Origin of the sequence: Pseudomonas sp. NPDC087804 (assembly GCF_044742965.1) — a bacterium.
In the GTDB taxonomy this organism is placed as follows: domain Bacteria; phylum Pseudomonadota; class Gammaproteobacteria; order Pseudomonadales; family Pseudomonadaceae; genus Aquipseudomonas; species Aquipseudomonas rustica.
Genome location: NZ_JBIUVN010000001.1, coordinates 65062 through 82488, shown reverse-complemented (window position 1 = coordinate 82488; position 17427 = coordinate 65062). Strand labels below are relative to the sequence as shown.

Annotated in this window: 16 protein-coding genes; 10 read left to right on the top strand and 6 right to left on the bottom strand. The window is 59.7% G+C overall.

Annotated features, from left to right (window positions below):
- Window positions 1-10: 10 nt before the first annotated feature.
- Both ACIOMO_RS00425 and ACIOMO_RS00420 read right to left on the bottom strand, forming a co-directional pair.
- Window positions 11-1153 carry an HlyD family secretion protein gene (locus tag ACIOMO_RS00425; protein ID WP_159814679.1) on the bottom strand — a complete coding sequence of 381 codons (1143 nt, stop codon included), beginning with the start codon at window positions 1151-1153 and terminating at the stop codon, window positions 11-13.
- Window positions 1150-2805 (bottom strand): MFS transporter, encoded by a 1656-nt coding sequence (locus ACIOMO_RS00420; protein WP_159814680.1) that lies wholly within the window; start codon window positions 2803-2805, stop codon window positions 1150-1152. Before ACIOMO_RS00420 ends, ACIOMO_RS00425 begins: the two co-directional genes overlap by 4 nt.
- 309 nt (window positions 2806-3114) lie before the next feature.
- Between ACIOMO_RS00420 and ACIOMO_RS00415 the strand changes: the two genes are divergently transcribed.
- The 6 genes from ACIOMO_RS00415 (at window position 3115) to ACIOMO_RS00390 (ending at window position 9430) form a co-directional block, all read left to right on the top strand.
- Window positions 3115-4410, top strand: a complete 1296-nt coding sequence (locus tag ACIOMO_RS00415) for an OprD family porin (RefSeq protein ID WP_401237433.1) — start codon at window positions 3115-3117, stop codon at window positions 4408-4410.
- 338 nt (window positions 4411-4748) lie between these two features.
- Entirely contained in the window at window positions 4749-5573 is an 825-nt protein-coding gene (locus ACIOMO_RS00410; protein ID WP_401237431.1) for an NAD-dependent epimerase/dehydratase family protein, read from the top strand.
- A gap of 43 nt (window positions 5574-5616) precedes the next feature.
- Complete coding sequence (locus ACIOMO_RS00405; protein ID WP_401237429.1) at window positions 5617-6510, top strand: SMP-30/gluconolactonase/LRE family protein; 894 nt, start codon at window positions 5617-5619, stop codon at window positions 6508-6510.
- 61 nt (window positions 6511-6571) lie between these two features.
- Window positions 6572-7543: a TRAP transporter substrate-binding protein gene (locus tag ACIOMO_RS00400; protein WP_053121423.1), complete on the top strand. Its 972-nt coding sequence runs from the start codon at window positions 6572-6574 to the stop codon at window positions 7541-7543.
- A gap of 79 nt (window positions 7544-7622) precedes the next feature.
- On the top strand, window positions 7623-8150 hold the full coding sequence (locus ACIOMO_RS00395) for a TRAP transporter small permease (RefSeq protein WP_053121425.1): 528 nt from the start codon (window positions 7623-7625) through the stop codon (window positions 8148-8150).
- Window positions 8150-9430: a TRAP transporter large permease gene (locus ACIOMO_RS00390; protein WP_053121428.1), complete on the top strand. Its 1281-nt coding sequence runs from the start codon at window positions 8150-8152 to the stop codon at window positions 9428-9430. Before ACIOMO_RS00395 ends, ACIOMO_RS00390 begins: the two co-directional genes overlap by 1 nt.
- 101 nt (window positions 9431-9531) lie before the next feature.
- Here the strand turns inward: ACIOMO_RS00390 and ACIOMO_RS00385 are convergent, their stop codons facing one another.
- The 3 genes from ACIOMO_RS00385 to ACIOMO_RS00375 form a co-directional block, all read right to left on the bottom strand.
- Window positions 9532-10332 carry a sulfite exporter TauE/SafE family protein gene (locus tag ACIOMO_RS00385; RefSeq protein ID WP_053121429.1) on the bottom strand — a complete coding sequence of 267 codons (801 nt, stop codon included), beginning with the start codon at window positions 10330-10332 and terminating at the stop codon, window positions 9532-9534.
- 9 nt (window positions 10333-10341) lie between these two features.
- On the bottom strand, window positions 10342-11586 hold the full coding sequence (locus tag ACIOMO_RS00380; RefSeq protein WP_401237427.1) for an FAD-dependent oxidoreductase: 1245 nt from the start codon (window positions 11584-11586) through the stop codon (window positions 10342-10344).
- Window positions 11587-11754: 168 nt separating this feature from the next.
- Complete coding sequence (locus tag ACIOMO_RS00375) at window positions 11755-12096, bottom strand: helix-turn-helix transcriptional regulator (protein WP_053121433.1); 342 nt, start codon at window positions 12094-12096, stop codon at window positions 11755-11757.
- Window positions 12097-12199: 103 nt separating this feature from the next.
- Between ACIOMO_RS00375 and ACIOMO_RS00370 the strand changes: the two genes are divergently transcribed.
- A complete protein-coding gene (locus tag ACIOMO_RS00370) occupies window positions 12200-13063 on the top strand; it encodes an MBL fold metallo-hydrolase (protein WP_401237425.1) in 864 nt (287 codons plus the stop codon).
- Window positions 13064-13183: 120 nt separating this feature from the next.
- Here ACIOMO_RS00370 and bkdR read toward each other — a convergent pair whose 3' ends face one another.
- Window positions 13184-13672: a Bkd operon transcriptional regulator BkdR gene (gene bkdR / locus ACIOMO_RS00365; RefSeq protein ID WP_008086971.1), complete on the bottom strand. Its 489-nt coding sequence runs from the start codon at window positions 13670-13672 to the stop codon at window positions 13184-13186.
- Window positions 13673-13857: 185 nt separating this feature from the next.
- On the opposite strand from bkdR, the gene ACIOMO_RS00360 reads away from it, so the two are divergent.
- From ACIOMO_RS00360 to ACIOMO_RS00350, 3 genes are read left to right on the top strand one after another with little or no spacing between them, the layout of a single operon-like run.
- A complete protein-coding gene (locus tag ACIOMO_RS00360; protein WP_401237423.1) occupies window positions 13858-15093 on the top strand; it encodes a 3-methyl-2-oxobutanoate dehydrogenase (2-methylpropanoyl-transferring) subunit alpha in 1236 nt (411 codons plus the stop codon).
- A 1-nt stretch (window position 15094) separates the two neighbouring features.
- Complete coding sequence (locus ACIOMO_RS00355) at window positions 15095-16153, top strand: alpha-ketoacid dehydrogenase subunit beta (RefSeq protein WP_401237422.1); 1059 nt, start codon at window positions 15095-15097, stop codon at window positions 16151-16153.
- On the top strand, window positions 16154-17425 hold the full coding sequence (locus ACIOMO_RS00350) for a dihydrolipoamide acetyltransferase family protein (protein WP_401237420.1): 1272 nt from the start codon (window positions 16154-16156) through the stop codon (window positions 17423-17425). It abuts the gene before it with no gap.
- Window positions 17426-17427 lie beyond the last annotated feature (2 nt).

The following is a 17427-nucleotide window of genomic DNA, read 5'->3' as shown; positions in this document are numbered from 1 at the left end:
AAGGGTTGTGTCAATGGGGTTGGGTGTTGCCGGCGGCGGTATCGATACTAACCACCACCGACATCCCCGGCCTTAGCCGTTCCTCTTCCTGCTGATCCGGATCAATCGTGATCCGCACCGGCACCCGCTGGGCAATCTTCACAAAATTACCCGTCGCATTGTCCGCTTGCAGCAAGGCGAATTCAGACCCCGTGCCCGGCGAAATATGCTGCACATGCCCGGTGAATTTACGGTGGTTCAGCGCATCGACGGTGAAACGCACCGGTTGCCCGACCCGCACGTTGTCCATCTGGGTTTCTTTCATGTTGGCGATCACCCATTTCTGGTTCGGCACCAACGCCATCAATTGCGCCCCGGAGTTGACGTAAGCGCCGAGACGCACGCCAATCTGCCCCAACTGCCCGTCACGCGGCGCGACGATGCGCGTGTTCGACAAATCGATCCGCGCCAGTTGCACCGCCGCTTCCGCGCTGGCCACCGACGCCTCCAACGAACCACGATTGACGATCACCGTCTGCAAATCTTGACGAGCGATTTCGACATTGGCCTTGGCCTGCGCCACCGCGGCAATGCTTTGCGCATTGGCTGCGAGCGCCACGTCCATCTCACGTTTCGACACCGAACCGTCGCTCACCAGTTCCTTGTTACGCCGCAGATCCGCCTCGCTTTTGCGCAACTGCGCTTCGCTGTCGGCCTGCACCGCTTGGCGCAACTTGATCGTCGCCTCGGCGCTGTTGCGTTGCTGCACGACGTTGGCCAACGCGGCTTTCTGCACCGCCAGTTGCGCCAGCGATTGATCGAGACGCTGCTGATAGATGCGATCATCCAGACGCACCAGCAAATCACCGGCCTTCACATACTGAAAATCCTGCACCGGCACTTCATAGACATAACCGGCGAGCTGCGGGCCGATGATCGTCACCTGCCCGCGAATCAGCGCATTTTCAGTGGTCTCGACCGCGCTGCTGAACGGCGGCAATTGCCAGGCATACAACACGATCAACACGCCGACGATGGCGATCGCGGCAAAGCCCATTGAAGAGATGATCCGCACCCGCAACGAACGTGGCTCAGTATTTGGCGATGACGGCGGCGCCACGCCTTCGGGCGTGGCGGCAATGGCGTTAGTGGTTGTGGTGGTCGGTTCGGTCATGAAGAAATGGCACCGCTCGAAGGTGTGGATGGCGCAGGGGCGACGGCTTTGGTGGTGCTCATCAGCCACAGCGCACGAATGGACAGCCAGATCATGGTCAGCACCGCGATCACGGCGATCAGCATGAACACGTCGTTGTAGGCCAGCACGTTGGCCTCTCGGGTCGCGGCGTTGGCCAGGCTACGAATACCCGCAAGGTTGCGCAGGCTCGGGTCGGCCAATAGCGAGCCATACGCCGAGCCGCCACTCTGCACGCGCGCGGCCACCAAAGGGTCAGACAGCGTCAGGTGCTCAACGATGTGACTGGAATGAAATTTTTCCCGGACGATCTGAAAGGTGCCCAGAAGCGCCGCGCCGATTAAACCGCCGAGGTTATTACAGATCCCGAACAGCACGGAAAAACTCACCAGGTTGCGCGGATTGGTCAACACGTTGCGCGTGCCGAGCACCATGGTCGGGCCGAGGAAAAACGTGCTGCCGAAGGCCAACAGGAACTGGCTGAAATAGAGGTTTTCCGGGCGGGTCAGGTTGTTGGAAGAACTGTCCATCACCGCTCCGGTGGCCATCAGACCCAGCGAGATGATCAGCGGCATCAGCAGGTGTTTGGGGTCGATCGTCAGTGCGCTGGTCAACAACCCCGCGACGCTGCCAATCAGCATTACCACGTACAGGCTGTGCAACTGCTCATAGCCCATGTTCAGGTTCTGCATGAAACCCACCGCACCGGTGGACTGCTCGGAGGTGACCATACGAATTAGGGTCACCGCCAGCGCGAGACGAATCATCGTCCCGCTGCCGAGCCAACGGGTCATCAGCATCGGGTTGCTGCGGTTATGTTCGATGGCCAGACCGGTGATGATCAGCGCAATCGACGACGCGAGAGCGACGCCGATCCAGTCGGCCTCCAGCCACCAGTCGATCCGCCCCAACGACAGCACCGCGCACAACAATGCCACGCCACTGGCGAGAATGGCGAAGGTCAGGAAATCGAGTTTTTCGAAAGTTTTGAAGCGGTCGCCGGGCGGCAACTTGAGCATCAATACGCAGCCCAGCGACAGCAACGCCATGCCCAATTCGAATAGGTACAAGCCGCGCCATTCGGCAATTTGCAGCAAGTCTTCAGAGAATAATCGTGCCAGCGGCAAGGCTAACTGCGACGTGCCGAGGCCGAGCACCAACGCCTTCATCCGCCACTTCGCCGGGAACGCCTGCACCATGTAATACAGGCCCAGAGAGCTCAGCGCCGCGCCGACCATGCCGTGCGCCGCCCGCACCGCGACTGCGGAATTGAGATCGTTGACGAACAAGTGGCCGAAGGTCACCAGCGCGTACAACACGAGGAATACTTCGGTGAACGCGCGCAAACCGAACTGCTGGCGAAACTTCACCAGCAACAGGTTCATCGACACGTTGGTCATTACATACGCGGCCGGCAGCCAGGCCATTTCCGCCGTGGTGGCGCCAAGTGCGCCTTGCAGATAAGGCAGGTTGGCAACCACCAGCGAGTTGCCCAAACCACCGGTCAGCGCCACCAGCAAACCGACCAGCGCATAGGCCAGGCGCTTGGGGTTGGAGTGCAGCGGCGTCGAAGGGGAACCGGGCAGACTGGGCTTCTCGTGCGGCTGCCAGTGGCGCGGGGCGTATTGATCCATTGAAAAGCCTTGTGCTGAAGGTGGATGAAGTTTGCCGCAAATTCACCGGCAACACACATCTCATGGACAACACAGATCCCTGTAGGAGCTGTCGAGTGAAACGAGGCTGCGATCTTTTGATTCTTTTTTCCAAAGCCAGATAAAAAGATCGCAGCGTGCCGCAGCTCCTACAAGTGATCAGAGTGCTGCCGATAGTCATCGTATAACTTGCTGTTGACATTCCCGCAAAACATAGGAAATATCCGCAACAATGTTGTACGACGACGTATGACTAATAATAAAAACAACAATGAAACAGGGAGCGTCACAGTGAGCACACTTGTCCGCAATTCCGTCCGCCCTTCCCGCTTTTCCGTTATTCGCCCGCGATCTACTCTGAGCCTGATAGGTTGCAGCAGCCTCGCCTTCGCCATGCCCATGAGCGCCGACGCTGAAGGCTTTCTGGAAGACAGCAAAGCCACGCTGAACCTGCGTAACGCCTACTTCAACCGCAATTTCGTTAACCCGGCCAACCCACAAGGCAAGGCTGAAGAGTGGACGCAAAGCTTCATCCTCGACGCCAAATCCGGTTTCACCCAAGGCACCGTCGGTTTCGGCCTCGACGTGCTCGGGTTGTACTCTCAGAAGCTTGATGGCGGCAAAGGCACCGGTGGCACGCAACTGTTGCCGATCCACGATGACGGGCGTCCGGCGGACAACTTCGGCCGGCTCGGCGTGGCGATGAAAGCCAAGGTGTCGAAGACCGAATTGAAGGTCGGTGAATGGATGCCGGTCCTGCCGATCCTGCGCTCCGACGATGGCCGCTCCCTGCCGCAAACGTTTCGTGGCGGGCAGATCACGTCCACCGAGATCAACGGCCTGACCGTCTACGGCGGCCAGTTCCGCGGCAACAGCCCACGCAACGACGCAAGCATGGAAGACATGTCGATGAACGGCCGGGGCGCTTTCACCTCCGATCGTTTCAACTTCGGCGGTGGCGAATACAGCTTCAATGACAAGCGAACCCTGGTCGGCGTGTGGTACGCCGAACTCAGCGACATCTACCAGCAGCAGTACTTCAACCTCAGCCACAGCCAGCCCGTGGGCGACTGGACGCTCGGCGCCAACCTCGGCTTCTTCACGGGCAAGGAAGACGGCAGCGCCCAGGCGGGCGAACTCGACAACAAGACCGCGTTCGCCATGCTCTCGGCCAGATACGGCGGCAGCACCTTTTATGTCGGCCTGCAGAAACTCGGCGGCGACGATGCGTGGATGCGGGTCAACGGCACCAGCGGCGGCACCCTGGCCAACGACAGTTACAACGCCAGTTACGACAATGCCAAGGAACGCTCGTGGCAGTTGCGCCATGACTACAACTTTGTCGTTCTGGGCATCCCCGGCCTGACCATGATGAACCGCTATATCAGCGGCGATAACGTCCACACCGGCTTGATCACTGACGGCAAGGAATGGGGCCGCGAGTCGGAACTGGCCTACACCGTACAGAGCGGCCCGCTGAAAAACCTCAACGTGAGATGGCGCAACGCGACCATTCGCAGGGACTTCAGCACCAATGAGTTCGATGAGAACCGGGTGTTTATCAGTTATCCGATTTCGTTGTTGTAAGCCAGTCGCCACACCGAGTCTCCCTGTGGGAGCGAGCCTGCTCGCGAAGGCGTTCTGTCAGTCGATGCAAAAGTGCGGCACCGGCCCCATCGCTGGCAAGTCAGCGATGGCCGCGGCAGATCCAACATTGATGTTGATTGACACACCGCTATCGCGAGCAGGCTCACTCCTACAGGGGAATGCATTGCAGAGCAGCCATTGGGCGATCGAAATGCCAATTGGCCCATCCGTCATCTACACCAAAAGTCGCGTTGACAAGATCCGGAAACCCTACCGATACTCCAACGCAGTCATACGACAACCTACAACAAACCAATAACAATTTGTAAGGGAATGCCATGACGACTACCACCCCTTCCCGCGCCCCGTTCAACCGGCTGCTGCTGACTGGTGCTGCCGGTGGCCTGGGCAAAGTCCTGCGCGAACGCTTGCGCCCCTACGCCAACGTGCTGCGACTGTCCGACATCGCCGCGCTCACGCCCGCTGTCGATGATCGCGAAGAAATCGTGCTCTGCGATCTCGCCGACAAACAGGCCGTGCATCAACTGGTCGAAGGCGTCGACGCGATCCTGCATTTCGGCGGTGTGTCCGTGGAGCGGCCGTTTGAGGAAATCCTCGGCGCCAACATTTGCGGGGTCTTTCACATTTACGAAGCGGCGCGCCGGCATGGCGTCAAACGAGTGATTTTCGCCAGTTCCAATCACGTCATCGGTTTCTATAAACAGGACGAGCAACTCGACGCCAGCTCTGCGCGCCGCCCTGATGGCTACTACGGTTTGTCCAAGTCCTACGGCGAAGACATGGCCAGTTTCTACTTCGACCGCTATGGCATCGAGACCGTCAGCATCCGCATCGGCTCCTCGTTCCCCGAGCCGCAAAACCGTCGAATGATGCACACCTGGCTGAGCTTCGACGACCTCACGCAACTGCTCGAGCACTCGCTGTACACGGCCAATGTCGGTCACACCGTGGTCTACGGCATGTCCGATAACAAAGACGTCTGGTGGGACAACCGATTCGCCAGCCACCTCGGTTTCGAAGCCCGGGACAGCTCCGAAGTATTCCGCGAGAAAGTCGAGGCGCAACCGATGCCGGCCGCCGATGACCCGGCGCGGATTTATCAGGGTGGCGCCTTCGTCGCGGCGGGCCCCTTCGGCGACTGACCGACTCACTTGATCCCCCCCAATCAAAACCAAGGGAATGAGAATGCAAGCCGAATTGATCGTCGACGCCCGCAACGCCGTGGGCGAAAGCCCGGTCTGGGTGGCGCAGGAAAATGCGCTGTACTGGGTCGATATCCCCAACGGCGCGCTGCAACGCTGGAGCGCCGATACCGGCCAGGTGCGTGCCTGGAAAGCCCCGGAAATGCTCGCCTGCATCGCGCGGCACCAGCGTGGCGGCTGGATCGCCGGCATGGAGAGCGGCTTCTTTCATTTGCACCCGCACACCGACGGCAGCCTCGACGCCGAGCGGCTCGCCAGCGTTGAACACGCACGCCCGGACATGCGCCTCAACGATGGTCGCTGCGACCGTCAGGGGCGTTTCTGGGCGGGCAGCATGGTGTTGAACATGGGCCTGAATGCGCCCGAAGGACGGCTCTATCGCTACGGCGCCGGCGCAACCGGGACGATCGAAGCGCAACTTGATGGCTTCGTCGTCCCCAATGGCCTCGGCTTCAGTCCCGACGGTAAAACTCTGTACTTGTCCGACTCACACCCGAATGTGCAGTTGATCTGGGCTTTCGACTACGACACCGACAGCGGCACGCCATCGAATCGCCGTGTCTTCGTCGACATGAACAACCACTGCGGACGCCCCGACGGCGCGGCAGTGGACGCCGATGGCTGCTACTGGATCTGCGCCAACGACGCCGGTCTCGTGCATCGCTTCACACCCGACGGGCGCCTCGATTACTCACTGCCTGTACCGGTGAAGAAACCGACCATGTGTGCGTTCGGCGGCAGCCAGATGGACACCTTGTTCGTCGCCTCGATCCGCCCCGGTGACGACCACGATCCGCAATCTCTGGCCGGCGGCGTGTTCGCCCTGAACCCCGGCGTCAAGGGCCTGCCGGAACCACTGTTCAACGACTTGCTGTAACCCGCCTCTGCTGCACCGCTGTGCCTTGAACACAAAAATAACAAGACTGGAGACACCCCTCATGGACTTCAAACGCACGTTGCTCGTCGCTGCACTCCCTTTCGCGTTCACCCTCAGCAGCGCCGTTCAGGCACTGGAAATCAAATTCGCCGACATCCATCCGGCCGGCTATCCGACGGTGGTGGCTGAAGAGCAACTGGGCAAAACACTGGTCGCCGACAGCGACGGCAAACTGACTTTCAAGATGTTTGCCGGCGGCGTGCTGGGCTCGGAAAAAGAAGTGGTCGAACAGGCGCAAGTCGGCGCGATTCAAATGGCTCGCGTCAGCCTCGGCATCGTCGGCCCGGTGGTGCCTGACGTGAACGTGTTCAACATGCCTTTCGTGTTTCGCGACCAAGCGCACATGCGTAAAGTCATCGACGGCGAAATCGGCGATGAAATCCTCGACAAGATCACCCAGTCGGAATTCAACCTCGTAGCCCTCGCCTGGATGGACGGCGGCACAAGGAATATCTACACCAAGAAACCGGTGCGCACACTCGAAGATCTCAAAGGCATGAAGATCCGCGTGCAAGGCAACCCGATGTTCATCGAAACCATCAACGCAATGGGCGGCAACGGCATCGCCATGGACACCGGCGAGATCTTCAGCGCCCTGCAGACCGGAGTGATCGACGGCGCGGAAAACAACCCGCCAACCCTGCTCGAACATAATCACTACCAGAACGCGAAGTTCTACAGCCTGACCGGACACCTGATCCTGCCAGAGCCCATCGTGATGTCGAAAATCACTTGGGAAAAACTCACCCCCGATCAGCAGACCCTGGTGAAAAAAGCCGCGAAAGCCGCCCAAGCACAAGAGCGCACTTTGTGGGATGCCAAGTCGGCCAGCAGCGAAGAAAAACTCAAAGCGGCCGGCGTCGAGTTCATCACCGTCGACAAGAAACCGTTCTATGAGGCCACCGCATCGATACGCGAGAAGTACGGCGCACCTTACGTCGATCTGATCAAACGCATCGAAGCCGTGCAGTAACCCTCCCAGCCCTCAACGAAAGGCCCGGCTACGCTGACCTCGCCGAAGGTCAGCGGCTGCCCGGTTACGGTGGAACCCGATGAAGAATTTGCTGCTGCGCATCAACGACCGGATCTACATGACCTGCATCTGGGTCGCCGGTCTGTCGGTGCTGACCATTTCCCTGATCATCCCTTGGGGCGTCTTCGCCCGTTACGTCCTCGGCACCGGCTCCAGCTGGCCGGAACCCACCGCCATTCTGCTGATGATGGTCTTCACCTTCATCGGCGCCGCCGCCAGTTATCGCGCCGGCGCACACATGGCCGTCGCGATGATTACCGATCGCCTGGCGCCCGACATGCGCAGAACCATGAGCATTGTCTCGCAGGTATTGATGGCGACCATTTGCCTGTTCATGACCATCTGGGGCAGCAAACTCTGCCTGTCGACCTGGAACCAGTTCATGAGCGCCCTGCCCACTCTGCGGGTGGGCATTACCTACATGCCGATCCCGGTCGGCGGCGCGTTGACGCTGATTTTTGTGCTGGAAAAACTCTTTCTCGGCGACCAGAGCAATCGCCGCGTGGTGCGCTTTGACCTGGTTGAAGAAAACGAAGGGGCTGCCTGATGGACGCATTGATTCTGCTGGGCAGTTTTATCGCCTTGATCCTGATCGGCATGCCGGTCGCTTACGCCCTAGGGCTGTCGGCGTTGATCGGCGCGTGGTGGATCGATATTCCGTTTCAGGCGCTGATGATTCAGGTCGCTGGCGGCGTAAACAAATTTTCCCTGCTGGCGATTCCGTTCTTTGTGCTCGCCGGGGCGATCATGGCCGAGGGCGGCATGTCGCGCAGGCTGGTGGCGTTCGCCGGGGTGCTGGTGGGGTTCGTCCGTGGCGGTCTGTCGCTGGTCAACATCATGGCCTCGACATTCTTCGGCGCGATCTCCGGCTCCTCAGTGGCGGACACCGCGTCGGTGGGCTCGGTACTGATTCCGGAAATGGAGCGCAAAGGCTATCCGCGCGATTTCTCCACGGCGGTGACGGTCAGCGGTTCGGTGCAAGCCTTGCTGACACCCCCGAGCCACAATTCGGTGCTTTATTCGTTGGCGGCCGGCGGCACGGTGTCCATCGCTTCGCTGTTCATGGCCGGCGTGGTGCCGGGCCTGTTGATGAGCGCGTGCCTGATGGTGCTGTGCCTGATTTTCGCGCGTAAACGCAACTACCCGAAAGGCGAAGTCATTCCGCTGCGCCAGGCGCTGAAAATCTGCGGTGAAGCGCTGTGGGGCCTGATGGCGATGGTGATCATTCTCGGCGGGATTCTATCCGGGATTTTCACCGCAACCGAATCAGCGGCCATCGCTGTGCTCTGGTCATTTTTCGTGACCATGTTCATCTACCGCGACTACAAATGGAGTGAGTTGCCGAAGCTGATGCACCGCACAGTGCGGACGATTTCGATCGTGATGATCCTGATCGGTTTCGCGGCGAGCTTCGGCTACATCATGACCCTGATGCAGATCCCGGCGAAGATCACCACGATGTTCCTGACCCTGTCAGACAACCGCTACGTGATCCTGATGTGCATCAACGTCATGCTGCTGTTGCTCGGCACCGTGATGGACATGGCCCCGCTGATTCTGATCCTCACACCGATTCTGATGCCGGTGATTCTGGGCATTGGCGTAGATCCGGTGCAGTTCGGCATGATCATGCTGGTGAACCTGGGGATCGGATTGATAACACCGCCGGTAGGTGCGGTGCTGTTTGTCGGGTCGGCGGTGGGCAAGGTCAGTATCGAAAGCACGGTAAAAGCACTGCTGCCGTTCTACGCGGTGCTGTTTCTGGTGTTGATGCTGGTCACCTACATTCCCGCCATTTCCCTGTGGCTACCGCACTTGGTGTTGTAACAACCTGAAAGATCGCAGCCTTCGGCAGCTCCTACAGAAATCGCATTCCATGTAGGAGCTGGCGAGTGAAACGAGGCTGCGATCTTTTGATCTTCAAATACTCAAGCACGTAACAACATATATCCCGCCACCACCAGACACACACTGGCAAACCCCACCTGCAACGCCCGCGCCGGCACTCGCGCGCAGAGCTTGCGGCCGATGATCATGCCGACAATGCTGGCGACGATAAACGCCGCGCCCTGCCCGTCAATCCGCACCCCGGCGTGAAACGATCCGATCACCCCGATCGCCGAAATCAGGCTGATCACCATCAACGACGTCGCGACTATCCCGCGCATTTGCACGTCGGTCAGTTGCTTGAACGCCGGCACAATCAAAAACCCGCCGCCAACGCCAAGCAACCCGGACACCACGCCCGTAACCGCGCCCAACGCCGCAAGGGTTGCGGTGCATTTGGCCGTCCAGTCGAAGCGCCCGGTTTCTTCATCGAGCATGCAGTTCTTCTGACCCCAACTGCCATGCCCGTGATCGCTCGGCCCTTCTTCCTGACGCTCGCGCCGCAACATGCGCCAAGCAACCATGACCATCAGCAGGCTAAAAAGGATCATCAGAATCTTCTCCGGCAATTGATGCGCGAAGTAGATCCCCAGCGGCGAAAACACCGCGCCGAGCGCCGCAATCAACAGTGCCGCGCGATAACGCACCAGCCCATGGCGCAATCCATCGATAGCTCCAACCGCCGCCGCACTGCCCACCGCGAATAACGCGACCGGCGCCGCTTGCGTCATCGTCCAGCCGAGCCCGAGCACCAGCGCCGGCACCGCCAGAATGCCGCCGCCAGCCCCGGTCAAACCGAGCACCAACCCCATTACCACGCCAAACAGACTTGCCAGCAACATAGGGTTTTCTCAGTCGACCTTGGACAGACTAGTCAGCCATTCGCGGCCCTTGAGCATGCCGTTCCAGTAGAACCACGGCAGCAACGTCGCCTTGAGCAACCACGCAGAACGCCGCGCCACGGTCGGATCAAGAGGAAACGTCGGCAGCAACTTACCGGCGTAGCCGAACTCGGCGAGGATCACCTTGCCCTTCTCCACCGTCAGCGGGCACGAGCCGTAGCCGTCGTACTTCAACGGCAGCGGTTGTTGCTTGCGCTGGGCCAGCAGGTTTTGCGCGACGACCACGACTTGCTTGCGCACTGCTGCTGCGGTTTTCGCGTTGCTGGTGCCGCAGATATCGCCGAGTGCAAACACCTCGTGATAACGCGGATGCTGCAGGCTGTGTTGATTGACTTCGCACCAGCCGGCGGCGTCGGCCAACGGACTGTTCGCGATGAAATCCGGCGAGACCTGCGGCGGTACAACGTGCAGCAGATCGAAGGTTTTCGCCTCGCGAGTGACGTTGCCGTCAGCATCCTTGATCTCGAACCATGCGGTTTTCGCCGGGCCGTCGACCTTGACCAGATTGGAGTTGAACGCCAGTTGCGCGTTGTATTTTTCGATGTACTTCATCAGTGGCGGCACGAACGTCGCCACCCCGAACAACGCGGCGCCGGCGAGATTGAATTCGACATTGATGTTGCTCAGCACGCCGCTTTTAAGCCAGTGATCGCAGGACAGATACAGCGCCTTTTGCGGCGCGCCGGCGCATTTGATCGGCATCGCCGGTTGCGTGAACAGCGCTTTGCCGCCGCGCAGTTTTTGCACCTGATCCCAGGTGTATTGCGCGTGCTGGTAGCTGTAATTGGAAGTGACGCCGTGCTGACCGAGGCTTTCCTGCAAGCCTTCGATTTTCTCCCAGGCCAAGCGCAGGCCAGGGCAGACGATCAGGTTTTGATAGCTGACCGTGCGTTGATCATTGAGGGTGAGTTGGCGCTTGTCGGGATCAATGCCGGAGACGGCGGCTTGCAGCCAGTTGACCTGACGCGGCATCACCTTGGCCATGGGTCTGGCGGTGTCTTTTGCGTCGTAAGCACCGCCGCCGACCAGCGTCCACGCCGGCTGGTAATAGTGCTGCGAGCTCGGCTCGATCACGGTGATTTTCAGGTCAGGATCACGCTTGAGCAGGCTGGCGACGAAGCCGATGCCCGCCGTGCCGCCGCCGATAACCACGATGTCTGCACTGATGGATGGGCCCCAGTGTTGATCGTTCATTGCTTGTTCCTTTTGCTGCACGCAAGGATTTCGTCAGCCATCACACAGATCCATTGTAGGAGTGAGCCTGCTCGCGATCGCGGTGGGTCAGCCAACATGTTTATCGACTGATACACCGCTATCGCGAGCAGGCTCACTCCTACAGGGGATTGGTGCGATGGCTGGCATTTATGGGTGTTCCCAGCTTTTTAGGACGGCCCCGCAATAAAGCCCCGACAGGGTCTTCATCACCTGAATCACTTCCGGGCTGGCGAGCCCATAAAAAATGTATTTACCTTCGCGGCGAGTGGCGACCATGCCTTCGTCGCGCAAAATGCCCAATTGCTGGGACAGTGTCGGCTGGCGTACGCCGGTCATGGTTTCCAGCTCGCCAACGTTGCGTTCGCCCTGGGTCAATTGACAGAGGATCAACAACCGATCTTCATTGGCCAACGCCTTGAGCAACGCACAGGCCTTGGTGGCCGAGGCGCGTAATTGGGCGACTTCACATTCGGTCAGACTGGATTGCATTTGCACGATGCCTTCAACGTCACTTAAGCTGCGAACATTATGTTTTTACATAAAGTGTTGCAACCCCGAATGACTTTTCGCCCACTCGTACAGGTTTGTGTCCATGCCCGCGCTGATTGAAGCTTTCCTCGACCCCGCCTCCTCGACCTACAGTTACGTGGTCTATGAAGCCGACGGTGGGCACTGCGCAATCGTCGATCCGGTGCTCGACTACGACGGCGCCGCCGGCCGCACCTGCACCGCACAAGCCGACAAAATCATTGCCTTCGTCCGCCAACACAACTTGCAAGTGCAGTGGCTGCTGGAAACCCACGCCCACGCCGATCACCTGTCCGCCGCGCCCTACCTGCGCCGGGAACTGGGCGGCAAGATCGCCATCGGCGAGTCGATCAGCAAAGTGCAGAACGTGTTCAAGGCGCTGTTCAATCTGGAGCCGGAGTTCTGCGTCGACGGCTCTCAGTTCGATCACCTGTTCGCGCCGAACGAGTCATTCAGCATCGGCAATCTCAAAGCTACGGCGCTGCATGTTCCCGGCCACACACCGGCGGACATGGCTTACCTGATTGATGGCGAGCAGATTCTGGTCGGCGACACCTTGTTCATGCCTGACGTCGGCACGGCGCGCTGCGACTTCCCCGGCGGCAACGCCAATCAACTGTTCACCTCGATCCACACACTGCTGGCCTTCCCGGCGAGCGTGAAGCTTTACGTTTGCCACGACTACCCGCCCGAGGGTCGCGAGTCGCAGTGCCAGACCACGGTGGGCGAGCAGCGCAAAAGCAACATTCATGTGCATGACGGGGTGGATGAGGCGGCGTTTGTCGAGATGCGCACGAAGCGTGATGCCGGATTGGGCATGCCGACGCTGTTGCTGCCGGCGATTCAGGTGAATGTGCGGGCGGGGAATTTGCCGGCGGCTGAGGACAATGGTGTGGTTTATCTGAAGATTCCGCTTAACAAGCTTTAACGTCAAAAGATCGCAGCCTGCGGCAGCTCCTACACGGAATTGATCGTTCCCAGGCGGCGTGTGGGCACGATCATGCATTTTTCCGTGTAGGAGCTGCCGCAGGCTGCGATCTTTTGATCTTCACGCCCCCAACGTCAACCCATTCGCCGGCAGCGGCAGCGCCGTCTTATACCGCACCTGCTTCAACGCAAAACTCGAGCGGATATTCGCCACCCCCGGCACCTTGGTCAGAAAGTCCATCATGAAGCGCTCCAACGACTGAATCGTCGGCACCAGCACCCGGATCAGATAATCCGGGTCGCCGGCCATCAAATAGCACTCCATCACTTCGGGGCGATCAGAAATCGCTTCTTCGAAATGCTGCAACGCCAACTCCACCTGTTTCTCCAGGCTGACGTGAATAAACACGTTCACGTGCAGCCCCAGCAGATCGGCGTCCAGCAGCGTCACCTGCTCGCGAATCAGGCCTAATTCTTCCATCGCTTTGACCCGATTGAAGCACGGCGTCGGCGACAGATTCACCGAGCGTGCAAGGTCGGCGTTGGTGATGCGCGCGTTCTCTTGAAGGCTGTTGAGAATGCCGATGTCAGTACGATCCAGTTTGCGCATGAGACAAAACCACCTGTTTTTTATGTTTATGCAGAATTTCTATCTGCAAATCGTCTCCAGCGCAACGAAACAGAGATAAATATTCTTCTTGGCCCGGCCTATGATTGTTGTAGGACAAGATTTCTTCTACCGAAGGATGACTGCCAGCTCACTACAAGAAATTCACAAGATCGAGCGTAGAAGCCATGACCCAAGCGTATGAACCGCTGCGTCTGCACGTCCCTGAACCCTCGGGCCGTCCAGGCTGCAAAACCGATTTTTCCTACCTGCATCTGACCGATGCCGGTACGGTGCGCAAACCTTCCATCGACGTCGAACCTGCCGACACCGCCGACCTGGCGCGTGGGCTGATTCGCGTGCTCGACGATCAAGGCAACGCCCTCGGCCCTTGGGCTGAAAACGTGCCGGTCGAGATCCTGCGTAAAGGCATGCGCGCCATGCTCAAGACGCGCATCTACGACAACCGCATGGTCGTCGCCCAGCGTCAGAAAAAGATGTCGTTCTACATGCAAAGCCTTGGCGAAGAAGCCATTGGCAGTGCTCAGGCGTTGGCCCTGAACATCGACGACATGTGCTTTCCGACCTACCGTCAGCAAAGCATTCTGATGGCCCGCGAAGTGCCACTGGTCGACCTGATCTGCCAACTGCTGTCCAACGAGCGCGATCCGCTCAAGGGCCGCCAGTTGCCGATCATGTACTCGGTTAAGGAAGCAGGTTTCTTCACCATTTCCGGCAACCTCGCGACCCAGTTCATTCAAGCAGTCGGCTGGGGCATGGCTTCGGCGATCAAGGGCGACACCAAAATCGCCTCGGCGTGGATCGGTGACGGCGCGACAGCCGAATCGGATTTCCACACCGCCCTCACCTTCGCTCACGTTTATCGCGCGCCGGTGATCCTCAACGTGGTCAACAACCAGTGGGCGATTTCGACCTTCCAGGCCATCGCCGGTGGTGAAGCCACTACTTTCGCCGGACGCGGCGTCGGTTGCGGCATCGCTTCTTTGCGCGTCGATGGCAACGACTTCTACGCGGTCTACGCCGCTTCTGCCTGGGCCGCCGAACGCGCCCGCCGCAACCTCGGCCCGACCATGATCGAATGGGTCACCTACCGCGCCGGCCCGCACTCGACCTCCGACGACCCATCGAAATACCGTCCTGCCGATGACTGGAGCCACTTCCCGCTCGGCGACCCGATTGCCCGCCTCAAACAGCACCTGATCAAGGTCGGCCACTGGTCGGACGAAGAGCACGCCGCCGTCAGCGCCGAGCTCGAAGCCGAAGTGATTGCCGCGCAGAAACAGGCCGAACAGTACGGCACCCTCGCCGGCGGCCAGATTCCAAGCGCCGCGCCCATGTTCGAAGACGTCTACAAAGAGATGCCGGAGCACTTGAAGCGCCAGCGTCAGCAGTTGGGGATCTGACATGAACGATCACAACTACTATATTCTGCTGGAAACCGCAATGACCACGACCACCTGGACCATGATCCAGGCCCTGCGCTCGGCCATGGATGTGATGCTTGAGCGTGACGACAACGTGGTGGTATTCGGTCAGGACGTCGGCTATTTCGGCGGCGTGTTCCGTTGCACCGAAGGCCTGCAAACCAAGTACGGCGCGTCGCGTGTGTTCGATGCGCCGATTTCTGAAAGCGGTATCGTCGGCGTTGCCGTGGGCATGGGCGCTTACGGTCTGCGTCCGGTTGCCGAGATTCAGTTCGCTGATTACGTCTACCCGGCGTCCGACCAGATTATTTCCGAAGCGGCGCGCCTGCGTTATCGCTCGGCTGGCGAGTTCACCGCACCGATGACCCTGCGCATGCCCTGCGGCGGCGGCATCTACGGCGGCCAGACGCACAGCCAGAGCATCGAGGCGATGTTCACTCAGGTCTGCGGCTTGCGCACCGTGATGCCATCCAACCCGTATGACGCCAAAGGCTTGCTGATCGCCTCCATCGAAAACGATGACCCGGTGATCTTCCTCGAGCCAAAACGCCTGTACAACGGCCCGTTCGACGGCCACCACGACCGCCCGGTAACGCCGTGGTCGAAACACCCGCAAGCGCAGGTTCCGGACGGTTACTACACCGTGCCGCTGGACGTTTCCGCCATCACTCGTCCGGGCAAGGACGTGACCGTGCTGACCTACGGCACCACCGTGTATGTCTCGCAAGTCGCTGCCGAAGAATCTGGTGTCGATGCCGAAGTCATCGACCTGCGCAGCCTGTGGCCGCTGGATCTGGAAACCATCGTCAAGTCGGTGAAGAAAACCGGCCGTTGCGTGGTGGTTCACGAAGCCACGCGCACCTGCGGTTTCGGCGCCGAACTGGTGTCGCTGGTGCAAGAGCATTGCTTTCATCACCTGGAAGCGCCGATCGAACGCGTCACCGGTTGGGACACCCCCTACCCGCACGCGCAGGAGTGGGCGTATTTCCCAGGGCCGTCCCGAGTGGGCGCGGCGTTGAAACGGGTTATGGAGGTCTGAATGGGCACGCACGTTATCAAGATGCCGGACATCGGCGAAGGCATCGCAGAAGTAGAACTGTCGCAGTGGCACGTCAAGGTTGGCGATCTGGTCGTTGAAGATCAGGTGCTGGCGGACGTGATGACTGACAAGGCGATGGTCGATATTCCGTCGCCGGTGCATGGCAAGGTGATTGCCCTCGGCGGTCAGCCGGGTGAAGTGATGGCGGTTGGCAGTGTGCTGATCAGCATCGAGGTTGAGGGTGCCGGCAACCTGAAAGAATCCGCCGCGCCTGCGCCTGTTAAAGAAGCACCCGTTGCGCCGAAAGTTGAGGCCGTTGTTGAGAGCAAACCTGCTCCAGCCGCCCCGCGTCCGGCTGCGGTTTGCCAAGGCCCGATGGTTGCTCGCGAAGCAGACGAACGTCCTCTCGCCTCCCCGGCCGTGCGCAAACATGCGCTGGATCTGGGCATTCAATTGCGTCTGGTGCGCGGTTCGGGCCCGGCCGGTCGTGTGTTGCACGAAGACCTTGAAGCCTACTTGGCGCAAGGTCAGTCAAACGCCTCGGCGCCGATGGCCGCTGCTTACGCCCAGCGTAATGACGAAGAACAGATTCAAGTGATCGGCATGCGCCGCAAGATCGCCCAGCGTATGCAGGACGCCACTCAACGTGCCGCACACTTCAGTTATGTCGAAGAAATCGACGTTACTGCCATCGAAGAACTGCGCGCGCATTTGAATGAAAAACACGGCGCCAGCCGTGGCAAGTTGACCTTGCTGCCGTTCCTCGTCCGCGCCTTGGTCGTTGCCCTGCGCGACTTCCCGCAAATGAACGCCCGCTACGACGACGAAGCCCAGGTCATCACCCGCCTCGGTGCGGTGCATGTCGGCGTCGCCACGCAAAGCGATGTCGGCCTGATGGTGCCGGTGGTTCGCCACGCCGAAGCACGCAGCCTGTGGGACAGCGCCACGGAAATATCGCGTCTGGCCAACGCCGCGCGCAATGGCAAGGCCAGTCGCGATGAGTTGTCCGGTTCGACCATCACCCTCACCAGCCTCGGTGCGCTGGGCGGTATCGTCAGCACCCCGGTGTTGAACCTGCCGGAAGTGGCCATCGTCGGCGTCAACAAAATCGTCGAACGGCCGATGGTCGTCAAAGGCCAAGTGGTGATCCGCAAGATGATGAACCTCTCCAGCTCGTTCGATCACCGCGTGGTCGACGGCATGGACGCGGCACTCTTCATCCAGGCCATTCGTGGCCTGATCGAACAACCTGCCACTTTGTTTGTGGAGTAAGG